Origin of the sequence: Streptomyces sp. NPDC050422, assembly GCF_044458665.1 — a bacterium.
Taxonomy (GTDB): domain Bacteria; phylum Actinomycetota; class Actinomycetes; order Streptomycetales; family Streptomycetaceae; genus Streptomyces.
In genome coordinates this window covers 395,966-416,046 of sequence record NZ_JBITIE010000001.1, presented here as the reverse complement: position 1 = coordinate 416,046, position 20,081 = coordinate 395,966, and the positions used below count along the sequence as shown (strand labels likewise).

Here is a 20,081-nt window from a genome sequence, read left to right as displayed (position 1 = left end):
GGGGGCATCGCTGTTCCCGCACATCACCGAGTTCACCTCTCGGCCATCTTGAATACTCCGGCAATACACCCGGGAATCTCATCGCTTCCTCATCCGTCGTTGGTTGCGTGATCCGCGCCGGCCGGTCCGGCACGGACGACGAAGGAGGCGCGCGGTGTCGCAACCCGACATGGCTCCGTTCCGGGAGCCCGCCCAGGGGCGTCCCGAGGACGACGAGGACCCCCCACCGCTGCATGTCGCGAGCAGACTGCACGCGTTCAACAGATACGAGCTCAAGTACCTGGTCCCCGTGGACCTGGCCGCGGAACTCCGCGACGAGCTCGCGGAGCGGATGGACCGTGACCTGAACAGTCCGGTCGGCGGCTACGGCGTGTGGAGCCTGTACTACGACTCACCGCAGCTGCGGTTCTACTGGGAGAAGATCGAAGGGCTCAAGTTCCGCCGCAAGCTGCGCATCCGGCACTACGGCGAACCGGACGGCGTCACGGACGCGTCGCCCGTGTGCGTCGAGATCAAGCAGCGCGTCAACCGGGTGACGCAGAAGCGCCGCATCACCCTCCCGTACGGCACGGCCCGTCAACTCTGCGACGGGCGGGAGATGGTGGAGCACACGCCGAAGGAGCGCGCCTTCATCCACGAGGTGCTCGACCTGGTGGTACGGCTGAACCTCCGGCCGACCGCGATCACCGGCTACCAGCGCGAGGCGCTGGTCGGACGCGGCTCGGACACCGGTCTGCGTGTGACCTTCGACCGGCGCATCCGGGGCCGTGACCGGGACTTCCACCTCGGGCAGGCGGATCCGGAGAACCGCTTCACCATCCCGCCACACATGTCGGTGATGGAGATCAAGGTCAACGAACGCACCCCCCACTGGATCACCGACCTGGCCGCCCGCCGCAATCTCAGCCTCGTGCGGGTCTCCAAGTACGTCCAGTCGATCGAGGCGTTCGGGCTGGCACCCCGGTCCGTCTTCCACCTCGACGAGGCGGACTTCCCGCCGCCCGCCACTCCCCTCGACACGCAGCTGCCGGCGCACGAGCCGCCGGTGAAAGCAGGAGCACAGTGAATTTCGATCTGCAGGAACTCAGCGGGACGTTCAGCGTCACCGACGTCATCGCGGCGATGGTGCTGTCCTTCGTCCTGAGCACGGTGATCGGATACGTCTACCGGTACACCCACCGGAACGTGTCCTACAGCCAGTCCTACGTCCAGACCCTCGTCATCGTCGGCATGATCGTCGCCCTGATCATGCTCGTCGTCGGCTCCAACCTCGCGCGGGCGTTCTCGCTGGTCGGCGCGTTGTCCGTGGTCCGGTTCCGTAACGCGGTCAAGGAGACCCGGGACGTCGGCTTCATCTTCCTCGCCATGGCCATCGGCATGGCCTGCGGCGCCCGCTTCTACACACTGGCCGCGGTCGGCGCGGTCGTGATCTGTGTCGTGGTCGTGGTCATGCACAAGTTCGACTGGTTCGCCCTGAACGTCCAGCGGCAGGTCGTCAAGGTCCAGGTCCCGGCGGGCGAGGACTACACCCCCGGCATACGTGACGTCCTGATCAAGTACACGACCGAGTTCGAACTGGTGAGCACCGAGACGATCCGCGGCGGGGCGTTGAACGAGGTGTTCTACACGGTCCGCATGAAGAAGGGCACGGAGCCCGGTGACCTGGTCGCGGCGTTGCAGGAGCGCACGTCCGGCCAGCGGGTGACGGTGCTGACCGGTTACGACACGACCGACCTGTGAGCCCCGGCGACGGTACGGCCCGGAGGCGACGGCTGCGCGACCGCGTGCCCGTACGGCTGCGGCACCACTGGAAGCCGGCCGGGGCGCTGTGCGCCGGGCTCGCGGTGATGCTGTACGCGTTCGGCGACGCGCGTATCTCCCCGTACGTGACCTCCGCCTCGCGGGTCGAGGCGGACACGATCACCGACGACGTCAGGGGCACGGTCGGGCTGTACGACACGTCCGTGCGGCACTCCGTCCAACTGGAGTACAACCAGACGGACTTCGACAAGATGATGAAGGAGTTCAAGGACGACGGGACCAAGGACTCGATCCCGGCCGACCTCACCGTCGACGGGGTCTACCTGCAGGACGTCGGCATCCGGCTCAAGGGGAACTCCACCCTGAAGTCCCTGCAGGGCGGCAACGGCGGCGGAATGCCCGGAGGCGGCCAGGCCGCCGGTGGCGGCGGCGGGCAGCGCGGGCCGCAGGGCGGCGGAGGGAACCAGGATGCGCAAGCGCCCGGCGACCAGGCGGCCGGTGGCGGCGGTGGTCAGGCGGCTGATGGTGGCCAGGCGGCCGGCGGTGGCGGGCGGGCTGGAGGCGGCGGGATGACGCAGTACAACCTCTCCGCGGACAAGCCGGAGGAGCTCCCCTGGCTCATCAAGATCGACGAGTACGTGGAGGGGCGCGCCTACCAGGGTGAGCGGGAGATCTCGCTCCGTCCGGGGGCCAACGCCCAGGTGCCGGTCAACGAGGCACTGGCGCTCTCGCTGATCGACGGGACCGGGGAGCCGGCCGAGCGGTACAGCTTCTCGACCCTCAAGGTCAACAACCGGCCGACGGCTGTGCGCCTGATGGTCGAGAACCCCGACACGGAGTACGCCGAAGCCGTCGAGGGCGAATCGGTGGTGTACAAGGCCCGGGCGGGTGGCAGCTTCGCCTACCAGGGGGACGACCCCTCGAAGTACGAGACGTCGTTCCGCCAGCTGAACAAGGTCGGCAGCCAGGACCTCGAACCCTTGATGAAGCTGACCAAGTGGGTGGAGAACTCCTCGGACAAGGAGTTCGCCGCGAACCTCGACAAGTACGTCGACGTCGACTCGTTCGCCCATTACGTCGCGACGCAGAACCTGCTGATGAACTTCGACGACATGGCGGGCCCGGGGAAGAACTACCTGCTCGGGTACGACCTGAACACCAAGAAGTTCTCGGTGCTGGGATGGGACTACAACCTCACCTTCAGCGGGGACGCGACCGCCGGGCCGGACGACGAGATGAGCATGGGCGGCGGCCGCCCGGCCGGCCAGCAGGACGGGGAACCTCCTCAGGGGATGCCCGAGATGCCCGACATGGCAGACATGCCTGACGTGGCGGGCGGCCCCGGAACAGCAGCCGACGGCGACGATGCCCCCACCGCGGGACGCGGCGGCGGGATGTCCGGGCACGCGCTCAAGGAACGCTTCCTCGGGCTCGACGCCTTCGACGCGGTCTACAAGAAGGCGTACCAGGACCTGTACGAGAAGTTCTTCGCCTCCGGCAAGGCCACGAAGACGTTGAAGGACCTCTCGGCCCAGGCCGAACTGGCCGGCGTCCCCGCCAAGGACGTCGACACCGTGGTGGGCACGTTGAACACCACCGTCACCTCGCGGACCACGGCCCTGGCGAAGAACAAGGAGGTCACCGGCTGAGCGGTCGGCGCGCCCCGGGCAGGAAGGCCACCCCTTCCGTCCCCGGGCGCGCCATCGTCGTACACGCGGACCCCGTTCCTGTGAGTCCGCACAAGTTCGCCCACTACCATCTCGCGCACCGCACAGCGCCGCCTCGCCCGGCGTGCGTTCCGTCCGTACCGCGCGAGGTGATCCGTTCCATGGGCGCGCAGTCAGCCCGGCACACCGTCCTGGTCGTCGAGGACGATCCGAGCATCCGCACCCTGCTCACCTCGGCCCTGAACGCGGCCGGGTACAGCGTCGCCTCGGCGGTGGACGGGCGGGAGGCCGTCGGCGAGACGGGCCGCTGCCGGCCGGACCTGATCGTGCTGGACGTGACGCTTCCCGACACCGACGGGTTCGCCGTGACACGCGGACTCCGCTCCCGGGGCGACTACACCCCGGTCCTGTTCCTCACCGCCCGCACCGACATCGAGGACCGCATCATCGGGCTCAGTTCCGGCGGTGACGACTACGTCACCAAGCCCTTCCACATCCAGGAGATCCTGCTGCGCATCCGCGCCATCCTGCGCCGCACCGCCGGATCGCCCCGGCCACCGGCCGAACGGCCGCCGTTGCGGTACGCGGACCTGCGGGTCGACCGCGACCGGCACACCGTGCACCGCGCCGGGCAGCCCGTGCAGCTGTCCCCGACCGAGTTCCGGCTCCTGGTGTGCCTGGTCTCCCATCCGGAGAAGGTGCTGGAGAAGCAGGAGATCCTCCAGGAGGTGTGGCAGTACGGCTTCGCCGGGGACACCCGCATCGTCGACACGTACATCAAGAACCTGCGCCGCAAGACCGACCACACCGGCCCTCCACTGATCCACACCGTGCGCGGTGTGGGCTACTGTCTGCGGCTGCCCCGCGCGGACGCGCCGTGAGACTCCGGCTGCGGCCCCGCTCGACGCGCACCCGCCTGGTGCTGATCTCCACCGTGCTGGCCACGGTCGCCGTGCTGGCCTCCCAGGCCGCCGGGCTGACGGTCATGCGCACCTGGCTCACCGGCCAGATCGACCGCCGCCTCACGCACTTCGGCCCGCCTCCTCGTTCGCTCTCCGACCCGGCCCGCGGCAGGGCGTCGGAAGGACCCGCGCCGTTTCCGCGCGAGGAAGTCCTGCCCTCCGACTACCGGGTCTACTTCTACGGGGCCGACGGACGGCTCCGCCCGGATTCACTGGGCGACGGAGACGGCCGCCCCCGACTTCCCGCGGCCGTGTCCTCCCTCATCCTCAAGGACGGGCGGCCCACCACCGTCCCCGCCGGCCGCGGCACGTCGGACTGGCGGGTGATCGCCCGAACAGGCCCCGACGGGCTGCGCGTCGTCGTCGCACTCCCCCTGGACACCGTCGAAGGCGCCACGTCCAAACTGCTCTGGTTCAGCATCGCCATCGGTGCCGTGGCCGCCGTCGGCGTCGGACTGCTGGGGAGCGCGGCCGTACGCCTGGGGCTACGGCCCCTGGACCGGATGGAGCGCACAGCGCGGCGCATCACCGGAGGCGAGCCGGACCTGACCGTCACCGACACGGATCCGCGTACGGAGACCGGGAGGCTCGGCATCGCCTTCAACACGATGCTCGACCAGGTACGGGCGGCGCTGCACCGCAAGGACGCCTCGGAGCAGCGGCTGCGCCGGTTCATGGCGGACGCGGGCCATGAACTGCGCACACCGCTCACCTCCATCCAGGGGTTCGCGGAACTGCTCGTCGAGCATCCGCGCCTCCCGGCGGCGCGCCGGCGCGAGGCGCATGAGCTGATCGCCCGGAACGCGGAGCGGATGAGCCGTCTCGTCGACGACCTCTTCCTGCTGGCCAAGCTGGGTTACGCCCCCGTGGCGCACCGGGAGACCGTGGACCTGCTCTCCCTGGCCGCCGACGGGGTCGGCGCGGTTGTCGTCGCGCATCCGGGGCGGGACGTGCGGCTGGCACCGCTGAGCGGCGGGGGCCCGAACGGTTCCCGGGACGCACTCGACGTGGTCGAGACGCTCGGTGACCCCCATCAGCTCGCGCAGGTGATCGTCAACCTGCTGGCCAACGCGTGTGTCCACACTCCGCCCGACGCACGCGTCGAGGTGCGGGTGGGCACGGTGCGCACCGGCCCGGAGGCCGGGGGGACCGACCGGCCGGGCCGCAGCAGCGCCACCGGGCCGCTGCCCCCGGGCACACCGGCGTGCGTGGTCGAGATCGCCGACGACGGACCGGGGCTGGCACCCGACGCCGCCCGGCAGGTCTTCGAACGCTTCTACCGCGGGCCCGCGAAGGGTGCGGGCGGACCGGAGCCCGGTTCGGGTCTCGGTCTGTCCATCGCCTCCACCATCGCCGAGGCCCATGAGGGCCGGCTCGAACTCGACACCCGTCCGGGCGGCGGATCGACGTTCCGTCTGCTTCTGCCCCGGAGCGTCGGGGCAGGACCGGCCAGTCGGCCGTGACAACGTTCACCGAGGGCCTCGAACGGGCAGGCCTGCCTTTGACAATGCCATGTCACCTGTCCGCCAACAGGGAGTTGCCACATGTCAACCGCACCTCGATCTTCCGCGACACGCCGTCAGGTTCTGGCCACGAGCGGCGCCGCCGCCGCGATCGCCTTCACCGGGGCCTTCACCGAACTCTTCGCGGGGACGGCCGCCGCCCGGGGCCACGCGGGCTACGGCCCGCTGGTACCCGACCCCGACGGACTGCTCGACCTCCCGAAGGGCTTCCGCTACCGGGTGCTGTCCCGGGAGGGCGACCCGCTCCGCTCCGGCGAGGGCCCGGTCCCCAGCAACTGCGACGGCATGGCGGCGTTCGCCGGCCGCCGCGGGCACGTGCGGCTGGTGCGCAATCACGAGAACCGGGTCACCGCGAAGATCGCCGTGCCGACCGTCGAGGGGCTCACGTACGACCCGATGGGCAAGGGCGGCTGCACGGCCCTGGAGCTCGACGGGCGTAACAACGTCCTCGGCGAACGCGTCGCCATCGCCGGCACGGCGGTGAACTGCGCCGGTGGCCGCACTCCTTGGGACACCTGGCTCACCTGCGAGGAGACCGAGGACAAGGCCGGCACCAACGGCTACACCAAGGACCACGGCTTCATCTTCGAGGTCGACGGCGCGAATCCGCACCGCACCGGCGCCGTGCCGCTGACCGCGATGGGCCGCTTCCAGCACGAGGCGATCGCGATCGATCCGCGGAACGGGGTCGTGTACGAGACCGAGGACGCGTTCGAGAAGCCGTTCGGGCTCTTCTACCGCTTCCTGCCGGAGAAGCCGCTCGGCGGCACGGGCTCGCTGCGGGCCGGCGGCCGACTGGAGGCCATGCGGGTGCCGGGGGTTCCCGACCTCTCCGCGGTCCAGGAGACCGGTACGAGTTTCGAGGGGATCGAGTGGGTCCCCGTACCGGATCCGCTGGCCGCCGAAACAGCCATCCGCTTCCAGGACTTCGGGCCGAAGGGCATCACCCACGGCCAGAAGCTGGAGGGCTGTTACTGGGGCGGCTCGTCGGTCTACTTCGTCTCCAGCTTCGCGCACAGCGCGGAGGGGTCGGCCGCCGACCACTTCGGGCAGGTCTGGCGGTACGAGCCGCAGCGGCGCCGGCTGACGCTGGTCATCGCGTTCGGCCCGGACACGGACATCCAGTTGCCGGGCGAGTCCCCGGACAACATCTGTCTCGCCTCCGACGGCGGACTGATGGTGTGCGAGGACGGCGGCGGGGTGCAGCATGTGTTCGGCCTGACGCGGCGCGGCGAGGTGTACGCGATGGCACGGGGCCGGCAGAACATCGGCACGGCCGAGGAGCCGGAGTGGGGCGAGTTCGCCGGGGTCACGTTCGCCCCGGACCAGGAGACGATGTTCGTCAACTGCTACACGCCGGGGACGACGTTCGCGGTGACGGGTCCGTGGCGCTGACCGGCTGAGTACGGCGGCGGCGCACCCCGTTCTCCCTTTGCGAACGGCAACTACGGGTTTGATCAACCCGGCTTGCCGGTGCAGGATGGCGAGGGCGCGCCGCGGCGTACAAGAAACGTTTTTGCAGAACGGTGGAACGGCAGAACGGGGGGCGTCGCGTCCAAGTGGGACATCAAGCCGGACGGTGTTCGTGGGGTCCTGAGCAAGACGGCTGAGGCCGCGGGGAAGTTCGAGGAGGAGTTCACCGCGTACGGGGACGGTCTCGTGGGCTCCGCGACGTGTGCGGGCACGATGGTGCTGGGCGGGACGGAGATCCCCAAGGGGGGCGCGTTCGGGCCGGTGGCGCAGGCGCTGCAGGAGTTCCAGCAGCACACGAACAACGACGTGAAGTTCCTCCCGGTCCGGACGGGCAAGTCCATGACCGGGGCACGTCTGGCCACTGAGGAGTACCTCAAGGGCGACCTGGAGATGGCGAAGAACAAGCAGGAGCAGTACGCGAAGGCTCCGACTCCGGAGGAGATGAAGGGCCCCAAGAAGTGATCGATCCGGGGAAGATACCGACCTTCACGGGCGATCTGGAGACGCTGGAGACGCAAGGCGGCACAATACAGCCCGTGTATCGACAACTACCCGACGGGCAGTTCCGCCTGCACACCATGTTCGCCAACCCGGCGCACGGACGCCATCCGTAAAGAGGAGGTTTCAGTGGACATTACAACTGACCCAGACTTCAGAAATTTCTTCAGAGCACAACTCGACCTTGAGCGCGGATACGAGATCATAGGCGACTTGAGGCCCACATTGATGAGCTTCAGTGATTCCTACGTGAACTTGATCCGCTCAGGTTTCGAGCAGATCATGTCGGACGAATCCTTCGGACCGGCCGAATATGAGCGGCTAACCGATATCGAATTCCCCGACAGGGAAACTCTGCAAACCTACCTCAGAGATATGTACGACTATCTATTCAATGGCGCGCCGGAGCAGCCAATGCCGCCTGGTTGACTCTGCTAGGTCTCGGGGTCCCTGCCGGGTCACCAAGGCGCCGCGGCTTGTACAGTCCTCCAAGACCGCGTCGACATATCCAGAGTCTTGGCAGAACCAGGCGAGCTGGCGCAATCCGTCCCAAGCGGCCTTGCGCTCAAGGATCCCGGCCTCACCGACGGGCCAGAACCGGGACCGGACTCTGAAAGACGGCCGCCATGACACAGTTCGAAGAATTGCTCGGCACGGATTTCGATGGCGGGCCGACGACGGACATCGACGACGTGATTGACAGCGCGTCCGAAGATCCCAGGCACCGGGAGCGTGTCCCCGGGCTCATCGAGCTGATGAATGATCCGGCCGGATCCGCGAAGGAGCGCTTCCTGGCCTGCCTGGCACTCACGACATGGGCCGAGCCGGCCGACTTCGAGGCGGTGATCCGTGCAGCTTCGGACCCCGAGGGAACGCCCTGGTACGACTTCTCGATCGACCGGAAATTCTCGGTGGACAGCACCTTCTCGCAGCTGGCGGTGGCCGTGGACGGCAGCCGCTACCTCGTTGAGGAGAAGGGGACGGCGGGGCTGCGCGAGCAGGCCTTCCGCGCTCTCGTTCAGCTCGCCGACAGCCAGTACTTCGAGGACCGGCTCGGCGAACTGATCGACAGCGCCACGGTCCGGGCCGCGCTGGACGACATCAAAGATGTCGTTCGCCGTGGTGCGCGTTCTCTGGCGGCCGGAGAGAAGCAACGATTCGACCTGGCCACGCAGTTGGTGGACCTGGCATGCGCCGTCGCACCTGTCGACGCAGCCCTGTCGGTGGAACTGGGTATGAGCGTGCTGCGCGTCAGTGCCTCACCGCGCACGGTGGACCACGCCGTCACCCTTGTCTTCCGCGCCGAAGGACCGGAGGTCCAGCAGTTCGGAGAATATCTGCTGACGGTCGGCGACGAGGGAGTGCGCGCGGAGGTCCGCGAGGCGCTGGGCCGCAGCCAATAGGGTAAACAACTGTTCCCATTTCTTTCAGTAGTTGTGCGGTGTTGTCTGTGAATATGCTGATGTGATGAAGCTATGGAGCTGTTGCCGCTGCCCCGACGGGGTGACTGCGTGAAGAAGAAGTTCACGCCGCGACCGGGCTTCACCGTGTCCGCGCACAGGCTGGCCCTGGATCCGAATGCCACGGTCGTGGGTCGTCTGCATTCGCATGCGGGTGCGGCGCGGGCTGCGTACAACTGGGCGGTCGGGTATGTCACGGCTGTGTGGGGGCAGCGCAAAGCCGAAGCCTCGTACGGCATTCCCGAGGATGAGCTGACTGCGTGGCGGTCGTGGTCGCTGCCGTCGTTGCGGAAGGCGTTCAACGAGGCCAAGCGGGCCGACCCGCGGTTCGCGGGGTGGTGGGAGGAGAACTCCAAGGAGGCCTACAACACCGGCCTCGCGAACGCGTCCGCAGCCTTCGACAACTACGCAAAATCCAAGAACGGGAAACGCAAGGGCGCGAAGGTGGGCATCCCGCGCTTCAAGTCGAAGCGGAAGGCACGTCCGGCGTGCCGGTTCACGACCGGCACGATGCGTATTGAGGCGGGCGGCAGGCATGTGACCCTGCCCAGGATCGGCACGGTCCGCCTCCACGAGGACGTCTCCGCCCTGCGCGCACGTACCGACGCGGGCACCCTGCGGATCCTGTCCGCGACGGTACGTCTGGACCGAGGACGCTGGTTCGTCGCCTTCCAGGTCGAGGAACAACAACCTCTGGTGAAGGTCACCCGCCCCGATGCTGCTGTCGGAATCGACCTGGGCATCAAAACCCTCGCGGTCCTCGCCGACAGCGACGGGAAGGTGACCGAGGAACCCAACCCCCGCCACCTCGACCACGCGCAGAAGCAACTGCGCCGTCTCACGCCGCCGGGGCCCCGACCGGCGCACCGGGCGGAAGCCGTCGAAGCGCTGGGAGAAGGCGAACCGGGTCCGGAACAAGGTGCATCACCGGGTCGCGAACCTGCGCGAGGACACCCTCCACAAGCTGACCACCCGCCTCACCGCCGAGTACGGAACGATCGTGGTCGAGGATCTCAACGTGGCCGGGATGGGCCGCAACCGGCGTCTGTCGCGCCGGGTCGCGGATGCGTCGTTCGGCGAGATCCGCCGCCAGGTCACCTACAAGACCCGTCGGCATGGGACACGCCTTGTCGTGGCCGACCGGTGGTTTCCCTCGTCGAAGACGTGCTCACGCTGTGGTGCGGTGAAAGCCAAGCTGCCCCTGAGCGTGCGCGTCTTCGACTGTGATACTTGCGGGCTCGTCCTGGACCGGGACGAGAACGCGGGACACAACCTGCTCGCTCTCGCAACTACCCGCAATAGCAGCACGATCCGCAGTACAGGTACCGGAGTGGCCGGAGACCTGGACCCCACCGCGGTGGGGTCGAAGCCCCGTGGAGCCGACCGCAAGACCCGCACCACCCGCCCACGCCCCACGGCGTGTGCGGGGCGGGCAGGTGGCACAATCCCCAGCCCCAGAGCCGGGACAGAAACGGGAGACCGTCAACAGGACACCAGAACGCAACTCGCGCTCTGGTGACACCGTCACGGACCATTCCGGCAGAAACGCCGGAATTGCTGAGATCTACTGATACCCAAAGCAACGGCAAGCCTTCTCGGCCGGGGAAACGGAACGGTCGGCAGGAGGATCAAGCGGCGACCGACAGCACCAAAGGTTGTGGCCGGATGTCACGATCACACGAAGAGGGAGAAAATAGCCATGCCATCCAGTACCCGTGGAAGCTGGCAGGCGACCGCCTCCCCTACCGATCCTGAAGCAGCACGTCAGTTGCAGGAATGGCTCACCGAGGAGGACCACAGCCTCTTCGGTATCGAGCACGACTTCCGGGGCGCCGATCTCTCGGGCGGCGACTTCACAGGAGCGTGGTTCACCCAGGCGATCCTGGCGGGCGTCGTGTTCAAGGAAGCAGTTTTCTACCGCGCCGACCTTCAGTCAGCGGATCTCACAGGCGCAGATCTCACCGGAGCCGACCTCGTCAGGGCCAATCTCAACGGGGCTGCGCTCCGCTTGGCGCGGCTCCACGGCGCCGACATGGTCAACGCCTCTCTGCACGGAGTCGACGCGTCGGGAGCCGGCCTCAGAGGGACACGAATCATGGGGGCCTCGCTCCACGGCGTCGATCTGAGGGGTGCGGACCTGACCGACGCGGTTCTGTTCCAGAACACGTTCAAGGTCACGGTCGACGACACCACGGTGGTGCGCGGCCTGACCGGCACGGTTTTCGGGCCGATCACCGTCGTCAGCGGAGAATCCTCCCGAGAACTGGCCGGTACAGAAATCGAGGCATGCGTCAGCGAGCGAGGTGGACAGGTCACGGTCGTTCCAACGACGCCACTGTAGGACCAAGGGATTCACGGTCGAGGCAGATACCCCAACCGAATATTACACCTGCGGACATGTTTACCAATCCAGTACACCCCACCCTTCAAAGAAGATTCAATTGGACGCCCATTTCAAAAACTTCCTCACAGTATATTTGGATCTTGAGCGTGGATACGAAAACACTGGTGAGCTGAGGCCCACACTGTTGAGCTTCAGCGATTCCTACGTGGAGTTGATTCGCACAGGATTCGAGCAGATCATGTCGGACGAATCCTTCGGTCCGGCCGAGTACGAGCGGCTGACCGACATCGAATTCCCCGACAGGGAAACCCTGCACACCTACCTCGGAGCCATGTACGACTATCTGTTCAGCGATGCGCCGGATCAGCCGATGCCGCCGGGTTGACGACGGCACCGCTTCCAGTCCGATCACGGGTGGGCACGCATCCGTCATTCCTTCAACACCGCTGTGGAGCCATGAGTTTCTCGATCCAGGCAGGCCGCCCGGCCGTTCGGGCGTGTGAATCCGCCGCCGATATGGCTGACGCGGTCGGCGAGTTGTACTCTTCGGCGGCCGAGGACGCCGTCCTCATCTGGAACCTGGTGCCGGTCCGGCTGTCGTTCGGTGACGACCTCGCCACCCTTCTCGACGACCTGGTTCCCCTCCTGGAGAACGTGCAACGGGAAGATTTCTCCGGGACCGATGTCTTCTGGGGTTCCGATACGTTCTCGGCCGAATGGGTAATCAGCCGCGAAGGCGACTGGCTGAGGCTTCGGGCGCGTTGGCACAGCACGCTCGGTAACTACGAGTCGCTGCTGACCGAGCGGGGCGATTCGGTGGTCCGTACGCCCGCATTCGTCAGCGAGTGGGCGAAGGTTCTACGGCGAATGGTGACCGATATCGAGGCAGGGCCCGTGGAGTTGGAAGACGACGACATCTTCGTCCGCGCCAAGGTCCTGCTCACGGATTGAGCTGATCAGACGGAAGGGGGGTCGACGGCCATGCTGATGCGCGCACCCAAAGAGAGCGGCTCGTGGTGCTGGAATGTGGAGAACATCGAGGAGACCGGTCTGGAGTACGCGCTCATGACCGCGGCGCGTATGGGTGCGGTGCTGGAGAAGTACGACCTGCTGGCGCCGTCCTCACTTGAGTGGTCGTGGTTCCAGACCGGCAGGGGCGGCCTCGGTGCCCACAGCCGCCTGGACCTCGCCCCGCATTCGCTCGACGATCCGGTGCTGCCCGATGCGCTCCTCGCCTGTCGGCCGACCGGTTATCCGCAGGCAGAGGTCGGCGGAATTCTCGTGCTGGGCTCAGGCGCCTGGTTCGACGCGGACGGAAGGCGGCACAGCGAGTACCGCATGGTGGAACTCATGGTGGCACCGGACGAGACGGACCTGTGGGTCGAGCTGTCCGTGCATCACGATGTCTGGGGGCAGTGCGATTTCCGGGGCGCGCCGCACCCGGCCATCCACGCCAACAACGCGCCGCGGCTCGCCTCGGCCCTGCAGGAGCTCGTTCAGGTGCTCGGAGCCGAACCGGAGCCCGGCGAGCCGACGTACTACGGGCGAGCAGAGGGCTACGGACTGGGGCCTCCAGACGTCATCGACGGGCGGGGACCGGACCTCACCGACGCAGCGTTCGGGTGATCCCTCCGTACCGGACACCGCGGCAGGTACCCGGGTACGTCACCCGCACAGCAGCCAACAGCCGCCCACACACCACCCAGAGGAACACCGCATGACCAAGGACGTGATCGCGCTCACCGAGCGCATGCCGGACGCGCTCAGCGTCCTGGCGGGCCTGCTCGCGGGCGGCCCGGACCTGCTGGTCGACACCACCGGCGAGGGTGCCGTGGTGCAGCTGTGCGACGACGGGGGCCGGCCGCTTGTCTCCGTCGAGGTGCCGTTGATGATCCAGGTGCCCGGCGAGGCGGCCCGGCTGCTGGGGCCCGGCGCCGAGCCGTCCGGCGACGGCCCCGCGTGGTGGGTCGAGGCCCGGGCCGCGGCGGGTGTCCCCCGGGCCGAGGAGCTCGCGGGTGCCTTCGCGGCCCGGCTGACCATGCTGCTGGGCGGCCGGGTATGGCCGCCGGACGCCCCCGGCACCGTCGGGGCGGCCCGCCCGGTCGACGTCTCGGGCATCACCGCCGTACCGGCCCCCGCCGCCGCCCAGCCCGCCGTCGACATGCTCACCGACAAGGCCGCCGTCGTCCTCCAGGACCGCCCGGTCGTCCCCATGACGAGCTGGCTCTCCGAGGCGCTGCGGGCCACCCTGGAGAGCGACCGGTCTCTCCAGATCGCACCCCGCCGCACTGCCGCCTCTCCCTGCCCACCCGCGCGCTCCTGGAGTCCACCAACTCCCGCTGGGTCGTGCAGGACGAACGGTGCGGCTACTACGACGGGCTGACCGGCGCGGTGCTGCGCTGGCAGGACGACGCCTTCTCCCCCGACCGGGGCGAGAACGGTGAGGCGCCGGTGGCGGACGCGTTCACAGAGATCCGGCCCACCGGTGAACGGCAGCTCATCGTCTCCTTCCGCACCCAGCACCGCCCCACCGCGGACCTCGTCCTCGGCGGCGCCCTGGAGGCCGCCTGGCAGGCGCTGACCGGTGGCCCGCCCGCCGGCTGGGGGACGTCGGAACCGGCCGGTCTGCCCTGGTCGCGGCGGCAGCTGACCGAGCTGGCGTACGACCGCGCTCCCCGCCCCACCTGGACCGTGGTGGTCGGCACCCCGGCCCGGCCCGCCGTCGCCACCCTGCGCGTCATACGTACGCCGGATGGTGTCGAGGAGGACATCACCCTCACCCTCGGCTACGGGCCCGACGAGGAGCCGGCTCTGGAAGTGCTGCCGAAGCTGGCCGACGAGCTGGTCACCGGGCACGGCCTCCAGACCATGCTGTGCCAACTGCGCGAGGCACGCCGGGACCTGAGCGCCCCGCCCCGCTTCGAACGCCCGCCACTGCCGTACGCGTTCGCGCTCGGCCCCTCGGAGGTCCGGGAGGCCGGGCGCGACACCGCGAGCAGGACGCCGCTCGACGCAGCCCCCGTGCGGCTGGGCTCGCACGCCCGGCCGGGCTACTACTACCCGCTCGGCGACGGCAGGACCGCCGAGAGCTGGGCCGCCCTCGAACGGCTCATGCGGCATCTGCGCGGAGCGCCACCCGCCTAGCCGAACGCTTCACGGCGCACACCAGCACCTGTCAGTTCATCAGCTATTTTCCGTGAGTGACCAATCTTGTACGGAAAATGACGACTATGACCGTTCTGGGAGCGGTGCTCGGAGGCGGGCTCGTCGCCTGCGGGGCCTCGGGTGACCCGCATGGCGACCGGCCCGCGGCCGCGGCCCGTACAGCGGCCGCCGCCCATACCCCGTCCCCCGCCGCTCCCCCGGGCGCGTCCCCCTCCCCGTCCCCGAAGAAGAGCCCGCCCACCCTGGCGCCCGGCCTCGCCGGCCTCACCCCCGTCCTCAAGCGCGGGCCGAACCGTACGGACAAGGTCGTGGCGCTCACCTTCGACGCCGACATGACCGCCGACGAGGGGCCGCGCGCCGCCGCCGGTGAGCACTTCGACAATCCGGAACTGATCGCGCTGCTGCGCCGGCTGAAGGTGCCCGCGACCGTCTTCATGACCGGCCGGTGGGCCGAGGAGTACCCCGCCCAGGCCCGCTCCATCGGCACGGACCCGCTCTTCGAGATCGCCAACCACTCGTACAGCCACTACGCCTTCACCTCGCCCTGCTACGGGCTGCCGACCGTGGAGAAGGACGCGATGCACGACGAGGTACAGCGGACCTTCGGCGCGATCCGCAAGGCCGGCGCCCGCAATGTGGTGCCTTACTTCCGCTTCCCCGGCGGCTGCTACGACGAGGCCACCCTGCGCGCGCTCGCGCCGGAGAAGGTGACCGCGGTGCAGTGGGACGTCGTCAGCGGTGACGCCTTCGCGACGGACGCGGACGCGGTGGCGCAGCAGGTACTGGACGGGGTGAAGCCCGGTTCGCTGGTCGTCATGCACTGCACCCGCAGCGCGGCACCGGTCACGGACGAGGCGGTGGACCAGGTGGTTCCGGAACTGCGGAAGCGTGGGTACCGCTTCGTGAAGGTGTCGGAGCTGATGGCCGGCTGACTCCGAGCAGCAGGCGTCAGCCCGAGCAGGCGGTGCGCTGGGCCTCCTGCCATTCGCAGACCGGACAGAGCGTGATGCCCTTGACCGACTCGGCGTACTCGGTCGGCTTCCGGCACAGCACGCACTCGGCGAATGGGGGACCTGCGGCCGTATCAGGCGTCGGAACGGCCGGCGTCTCGCAGTACGGCTCGTGCGCGGGTTCGTTCATGCGTACGAGCCTACTCAGCCGCGTACCGAAGTGAGCCTGCAGGCGAGCGCGGCGACCGCGGTTGCCACGGCCGCCGCCCCGAGGAGCGGGAGGACGGGCACGTGGACGGCCCCGGTGTGCGAGCCGGTGACCAGGCCCGTCACCGCGTACTTCGCGGGTGATCCGCTGGTCACCAGAGCCAGCAGCGCCGCGATCACCGTCGCGGCGATGGACCAGCCGCGCCGGTGCAGCAGCGGCCTGGTGCACAGCGCGCCGACCGCCGCCCCCAGCAGGGCGCAGCAGGCGGTGGCGAGCAGCCCGGCGAGCCCGGCGGACGGCAGCGGGACCGCGACCGTGTGGTCCGTGCCGGCCGGCTCGCTGATCAGCAGCACGACCGCGGTGGTGGCCGTGCCCAGGAGGCCGGCGCACCCCAGCGCGGTGAGCAGGGCCGCCAGATGGGCGCGCGGCTGCCCGCCCACGGCCGCGGCGACGACCGTCCGGGCGGCGGGCGGTTCCTGGGTGGCGCAGATCTGCACGAGCCACGCGGTGATGGGGAGCAGCCCGGCCGCGGTGTAGCCGAGCGAGTCCAGCACGGGTTGTCCCGATCGGACGCCGACGCCGAGGAAGGCCACGTACAGCAGGACGGGGGCGAGCCAGCGCTGGGAGCGCAGCAGGAGGGCGGCCTGGTAGCGGATCAGTGCGGTCATGCCGCCTCGTCGGGTTTGTCGGGTGCGGTCGAGAGGTGGCTGATGTGCCAGGGCGGGCGGGCCGTGAGCAGGGCGTTCAGCAGGGTGTCCGAGTGCGCGGCGTCCACGGTGAGGCGCACGCCTCCGTCGCCGGAGGAGGTCCGCTCGGGCGCGCCGGGCAGTCCGGCCGGGAGCGGGGTGCCGGGCGGGCCCGTGACCTCGATCCGGACCCGGGGGCCGGGCCTCGGCCCGGGCGGCGGGGCGGGGAGCACCCCGGCCAGTCCGGTCCCCTCGACGCGCAGGGCCGTGTCGATCGCACCGGCCAGGCGGCGGGCGTCGTGGTCGACGAAGACGACGGTGGATCCGGCGGCGACGCGGGCGGCGACGGCGCGGTCCAGTTCGTCCCGGGCCGCGGCGTCCAGGCCGGTCCAGGCCTCGTCCAGTACGAGCAACTCCGGCTCGGCCAGCAGCGCCTGGGCGACGGCGACCTTCTGGCTGGTGCCCTTGGAGAGCTCCGCGAGCGGGGTACCGGCGTGTTCCGCGGCCCCGAAGCGGGTCATCCACTCCTCCGCCCGGGCGGCCGCCTCGGTCCGGCGCAGTCCGTGGATCCGGCCGAGGTGGACGAGGTAGCCGGCGGCGGTGAAGGGCAGCGCCGCCGGGAACCGCTCGGGGACGTACGCCGTGCGCGGCCGGCCGCCGGTGATCCGGCCCTCGGTGGGGGTGTCGATCCCGGCGAGGAGGCGCAGCAGGGTGGACTTGCCGGTGCCGTTGGCCCCCTCGACGCGGACGAGGGAGCGCGCGGGCAGCCCGAGGTCGACCCCGCGCAGCACCCAGGGCCCGGTGAGGCCGTACCGTCGGCCCACTCCCCGCAACCGCAGGACTTCGGTGCTCAGTTGGCTGACGCCTTCTCGGTCTTGAGCTCGCTGGGACGTACGATCACGAACCCTTCGCCGTCCAGGCGCAGCTGCACGGCCTCCCCGGAACCTCCGCGCAGCATCGAGCCGACGCTCTGCGAACGGTGCAGTGACGTGTTCAGGTGGGCGCTCCAGCCGACGACCGCGTCCGTGTCGACACAGACCGGCTGCTGGGGCGTGACGGGGATCACTATGGGGTTCCCCTCGCACATCAGGCCCAGCTTCCCGTAGCCGCTGAAGACGCTGTTGAAGAGTCCGCCGCCGGTCATCCCGGCGCCCTTCACGGTCTTGATCTCGTACGCGAGCGTGGCGTCGAAGCACAGGACGTTGCGGCCGTTGATGGTGAGGACGTCACCCTGCTCCATCTCCACGATGAAGCAGTTGGCCGCCTCGTGCGCGAACCACGCCTCGCCCTGGCCGCGTACCGCCATCAGCGGCAGGCCCTCGCCGGTGACGGCGCGCTTGAGCATGCCGCCGAGGCCCTGGCCCTTGCGCTCGAACTGGAGATCGCCACGGAAGGCGATCATCGATCCCTGGCGGGCGTGCATCTCGCCGTTGACCGCGTACTTGATGGATTTGGCGTTCTGCAGGGTCATTCCGGGGGCGGTGGCCTGCTGTGCCATGTGCTCGCTGGAAAAGAGATCGCTCTTCATGCGGTGCATCCTCACCCGGAGGGCTTCATTCCGCCAAGAAGGGGATTCCGGGCGACTGGCAGACTGGACGAGTGAGCAGCAACGACACTCCCGAGTCCCCGTCCGTTCCCACCGGCCTGCCGGCCGACAGCCCCTTCCGTTCCGAGCGGACGAACCGGGACGAAGCACCTCAGTACGTACTCCCGTTGGTGGTGCACATCGAGAAGGCGGCGCCCCCGGCCCGTACCGACGCCCTGCGCACGGCCGCCCGGGCGGTGCTGGTGATGCTCTCCGACGAGCGGTCGACCGGCGAGGGCGAGTGGGCGCAGGTGATGCGCGACTGGCAGGACGCCCGGATTCGGAAGGTCGTGCGGCGGGCGCGCGGCGCGGAGTGGCGGAAGGCCTGCGCACTGCCCGGGATCACGGTCACCGGCGAGACGGCCGAGGTGCGGGTCTACCCGCCGGTGCCGCTCGACGGCTGGCCGAAGGAGCTCGCCAAGCTCCAGGTCTCGGGGACGGATCTGGACGACCCGGAACCCCCGGCCGCACCCGACCTCTCCGGCCCGGTCCTCTGGCTGAACCCGGAGCTCGGCATGTCGGCGGGCAAGGAGATGGCACAGGCCGGGCACGGGGCCCAGCTCGCCTGGTGGGAGCTGTCGGAGACGGAGCGCAAGGCATGGCGTGAGGCGGGCTTCCCGCTCTCGGTCGCCACCCCGGACGCGGAACGCTGGCGGGAACTCACGGTGAGTGGGCTGCCGGTGGTACAGGACGCGGGGTTCACCGAGATCGCCCCGGGTTCGTGCACGGTGGTCGCCGACCATCCGGCGCTGCGCCGCTGACCGACGGGTTGCACGGGCTCCCTCGTGAGTCCGCGGATTCTTCCCGGCCCCTTGAACAATCCGGTCCGCCGATACGTACCTCCTGACACCGCCGCACTGGCAATACCGCCCAGGACGTCGAACGGCCGGTCATTGCCCGGCCGCTGCGACCGGCGGTGGTTGGACGCCGTCACGCCTCGGCCCGGGAGACTCCTCTGTGCGACGCATAAACGGAACGGCCCTCATCATCGCGGCGCTCGTCGCCACGCTCGGCGCCCTCGCCTACCCGGTCTGGTCGTACGCCGATCGCTCCGGCACCGGCCAGGCCAACCTCGACGCGTCGACCACCGCGACCCAGTGGGGCCCTCTCTCCGCGACCGACCGGGACTTCCTGGTGAAGGTGCGCCTGGCCGGGCTCTGGGAACTGCCCGCCGGGCAGCAGGCGATCGAGCGGGCGCCGACCGAGGCGATCAAGGCGGCCGGGGACCATCTGGTCGTCGGGCACACGGATCTGGACCGCAGGTCGCGGGACGTGGCCGCCAAGCTGGGTGTGGAGCTGCCGAACCAGCCGACCGAGCAGCAGCAGGGCTGGCTGCGGGAGATGACCGCGGCGAGCGGCCAGGAGTACGAGCGGAAGTTCGCCAATCTGCTGCGGGACTCGCACGGCAAGGTCTTCGCGCTGATCGCCCAGGTCCGGCACACCACCCGCAACTCGCTGATCCGGCAGCTGGCCACCGACGCCAACGTGACCGTGCTCGACCACATCACCATGCTGGAGGGGACGGGCTTCGTCGACTTCGACGCCCTGGCCCGTGAGGCGGCCGGGGCGGCGACGGCCAGCCCCACCGGGCCGCCGGTGGCGCCGAGGGGCTCGGTCCTGCCGCAGCCGGTTCCGGCGGCCCCGACCGGGGACCAGTCGTTCACCTCGCGGCCCTCCACGGCGCCGATGTCCTGACGAACGGCGGCGATCCCCTCGGGAACGGCGCCGGGCAGGCCGGGCGCCAGGGAACCTCAAATCAAGCTCTGAACGTCCCCCTCTTCGGGTTCACCGCTGGGCGG

Annotated in this window: 20 protein-coding genes and 3 pseudogenes; 19 read left to right on the top strand and 4 right to left on the bottom strand. The window is 69.3% G+C overall.

The window, feature by feature from the left end; translation table 11 throughout:
* The first annotated feature begins 169 nt into the window (after positions 1-169).
* The 17 genes and pseudogenes from ACIBJG_RS01790 (at position 170) to ACIBJG_RS01710 (ending at position 15,785) form a co-directional block, all read left to right on the top strand.
* The gene (locus ACIBJG_RS01790) at positions 170-1,066 is read left to right on the top strand and encodes a polyphosphate polymerase domain-containing protein (protein ID WP_399303277.1); all 897 of its coding nucleotides are present in this window, start codon (positions 170-172) and stop codon (positions 1,064-1,066) included.
* Positions 1,063-1,740 (top strand): DUF4956 domain-containing protein, encoded by a 678-nt coding sequence (locus tag ACIBJG_RS01785; RefSeq protein WP_399302841.1) that lies wholly within the window; start codon positions 1,063-1,065, stop codon positions 1,738-1,740. Before ACIBJG_RS01790 ends, ACIBJG_RS01785 begins: the two co-directional genes overlap by 4 nt.
* Positions 1,737-3,410: a CotH kinase family protein gene (locus ACIBJG_RS01780; RefSeq protein ID WP_399302839.1), complete on the top strand. Its 1,674-nt coding sequence runs from the start codon at positions 1,737-1,739 to the stop codon at positions 3,408-3,410. The genes ACIBJG_RS01785 and ACIBJG_RS01780 overlap by 4 nt, the downstream gene beginning before the upstream one ends.
* 179 nt (positions 3,411-3,589) lie before the next feature.
* Entirely contained in the window at positions 3,590-4,309 is a 720-nt protein-coding gene (locus tag ACIBJG_RS01775; protein WP_399302837.1) for a response regulator transcription factor, read from the top strand.
* Positions 4,306-5,853 carry a sensor histidine kinase gene (locus tag ACIBJG_RS01770; RefSeq protein WP_399302835.1) on the top strand — a complete coding sequence of 516 codons (1,548 nt, stop codon included), beginning with the start codon at positions 4,306-4,308 and terminating at the stop codon, positions 5,851-5,853. Before ACIBJG_RS01775 ends, ACIBJG_RS01770 begins: the two co-directional genes overlap by 4 nt.
* Positions 5,854-5,934: 81 nt before the next feature.
* On the top strand, positions 5,935-7,308 hold the full coding sequence (locus ACIBJG_RS01765) for an alkaline phosphatase PhoX (RefSeq protein WP_399302833.1): 1,374 nt from the start codon (positions 5,935-5,937) through the stop codon (positions 7,306-7,308).
* Between the two features lie 78 nt (positions 7,309-7,386).
* Positions 7,387-7,848 carry a DUF6507 family protein gene (locus ACIBJG_RS01760; protein ID WP_399303275.1) on the top strand — a complete coding sequence of 154 codons (462 nt, stop codon included), beginning with the start codon at positions 7,387-7,389 and terminating at the stop codon, positions 7,846-7,848.
* Positions 7,849-8,013: 165 nt separating this feature from the next.
* Positions 8,014-8,313, top strand: coding sequence for a hypothetical protein (locus tag ACIBJG_RS01755; protein ID WP_399302831.1), 300 nt, complete (start codon positions 8,014-8,016; stop codon positions 8,311-8,313).
* 197 nt (positions 8,314-8,510) lie between these two features.
* Positions 8,511-9,287: a hypothetical protein gene (locus tag ACIBJG_RS01750; protein WP_399302829.1), complete on the top strand. Its 777-nt coding sequence runs from the start codon at positions 8,511-8,513 to the stop codon at positions 9,285-9,287.
* Between the two features lie 72 nt (positions 9,288-9,359).
* Positions 9,360-10,121: pseudogene (locus ACIBJG_RS01745) on the top strand (IS607 family element RNA-guided endonuclease TnpB); the annotation flags it as partial.
* A 121-nt stretch (positions 10,122-10,242) separates the two neighbouring features.
* Positions 10,243-10,863, top strand: a pseudogene (locus tag ACIBJG_RS01740) (RNA-guided endonuclease InsQ/TnpB family protein); the annotation flags it as partial.
* Positions 10,864-11,001: 138 nt separating this feature from the next.
* Entirely contained in the window at positions 11,002-11,685 is a 684-nt protein-coding gene (locus tag ACIBJG_RS01735) for a pentapeptide repeat-containing protein (protein ID WP_399302827.1), read from the top strand.
* Between the two features lie 100 nt (positions 11,686-11,785).
* Entirely contained in the window at positions 11,786-12,073 is a 288-nt protein-coding gene (locus tag ACIBJG_RS01730) for a hypothetical protein (protein ID WP_399302825.1), read from the top strand.
* A 71-nt stretch (positions 12,074-12,144) separates the two neighbouring features.
* Entirely contained in the window at positions 12,145-12,639 is a 495-nt protein-coding gene (locus ACIBJG_RS01725) for a hypothetical protein (protein WP_399302823.1), read from the top strand.
* 36 nt (positions 12,640-12,675) lie between these two features.
* Entirely contained in the window at positions 12,676-13,314 is a 639-nt protein-coding gene (locus ACIBJG_RS01720; protein ID WP_399302821.1) for a hypothetical protein, read from the top strand.
* Positions 13,315-13,405: 91 nt separating this feature from the next.
* Positions 13,406-14,832: pseudogene (locus ACIBJG_RS01715) on the top strand (DUF6177 family protein).
* 77 nt (positions 14,833-14,909) lie between these two features.
* Positions 14,910-15,785, top strand: coding sequence for a polysaccharide deacetylase family protein (locus ACIBJG_RS01710; RefSeq protein WP_399302819.1), 876 nt, complete (start codon positions 14,910-14,912; stop codon positions 15,783-15,785).
* A 16-nt stretch (positions 15,786-15,801) separates the two neighbouring features.
* On the opposite strand, the gene ACIBJG_RS01705 is transcribed toward ACIBJG_RS01710, so the two are convergent.
* Genes ACIBJG_RS01705 through ACIBJG_RS01690 form a run of 4 tightly spaced genes read right to left on the bottom strand, consistent with a single transcriptional unit; the run spans position 15,802 to position 18,225 of the window.
* Positions 15,802-15,993: a hypothetical protein gene (locus tag ACIBJG_RS01705; protein WP_399302817.1), complete on the bottom strand. Its 192-nt coding sequence runs from the start codon at positions 15,991-15,993 to the stop codon at positions 15,802-15,804.
* A gap of 14 nt (positions 15,994-16,007) precedes the next feature.
* The gene (locus ACIBJG_RS01700; RefSeq protein ID WP_399302816.1) at positions 16,008-16,679 is read right to left on the bottom strand and encodes an ABC transporter; all 672 of its coding nucleotides are present in this window, start codon (positions 16,677-16,679) and stop codon (positions 16,008-16,010) included.
* Entirely contained in the window at positions 16,676-17,536 is an 861-nt protein-coding gene (locus ACIBJG_RS01695; protein ID WP_399303273.1) for an ATP-binding cassette domain-containing protein, read from the bottom strand. The genes ACIBJG_RS01700 and ACIBJG_RS01695 overlap by 4 nt, the downstream gene beginning before the upstream one ends.
* 11 nt (positions 17,537-17,547) lie before the next feature.
* A complete protein-coding gene (locus ACIBJG_RS01690) occupies positions 17,548-18,225 on the bottom strand; it encodes an AIM24 family protein (RefSeq protein WP_399302814.1) in 678 nt (225 codons plus the stop codon).
* 71 nt (positions 18,226-18,296) lie between these two features.
* On the opposite strand from ACIBJG_RS01690, the gene ACIBJG_RS01685 reads away from it, so the two are divergent.
* Together ACIBJG_RS01685 and ACIBJG_RS01680 are read left to right on the top strand one after the other, a co-directional pair.
* Positions 18,297-19,043 (top strand): peptidyl-tRNA hydrolase, encoded by a 747-nt coding sequence (locus ACIBJG_RS01685; protein WP_399302812.1) that lies wholly within the window; start codon positions 18,297-18,299, stop codon positions 19,041-19,043.
* Positions 19,044-19,239: 196 nt separating this feature from the next.
* Positions 19,240-19,977 carry a DUF4142 domain-containing protein gene (locus ACIBJG_RS01680; protein ID WP_399302810.1) on the top strand — a complete coding sequence of 246 codons (738 nt, stop codon included), beginning with the start codon at positions 19,240-19,242 and terminating at the stop codon, positions 19,975-19,977.
* Positions 19,978-20,081 lie beyond the last annotated feature (104 nt).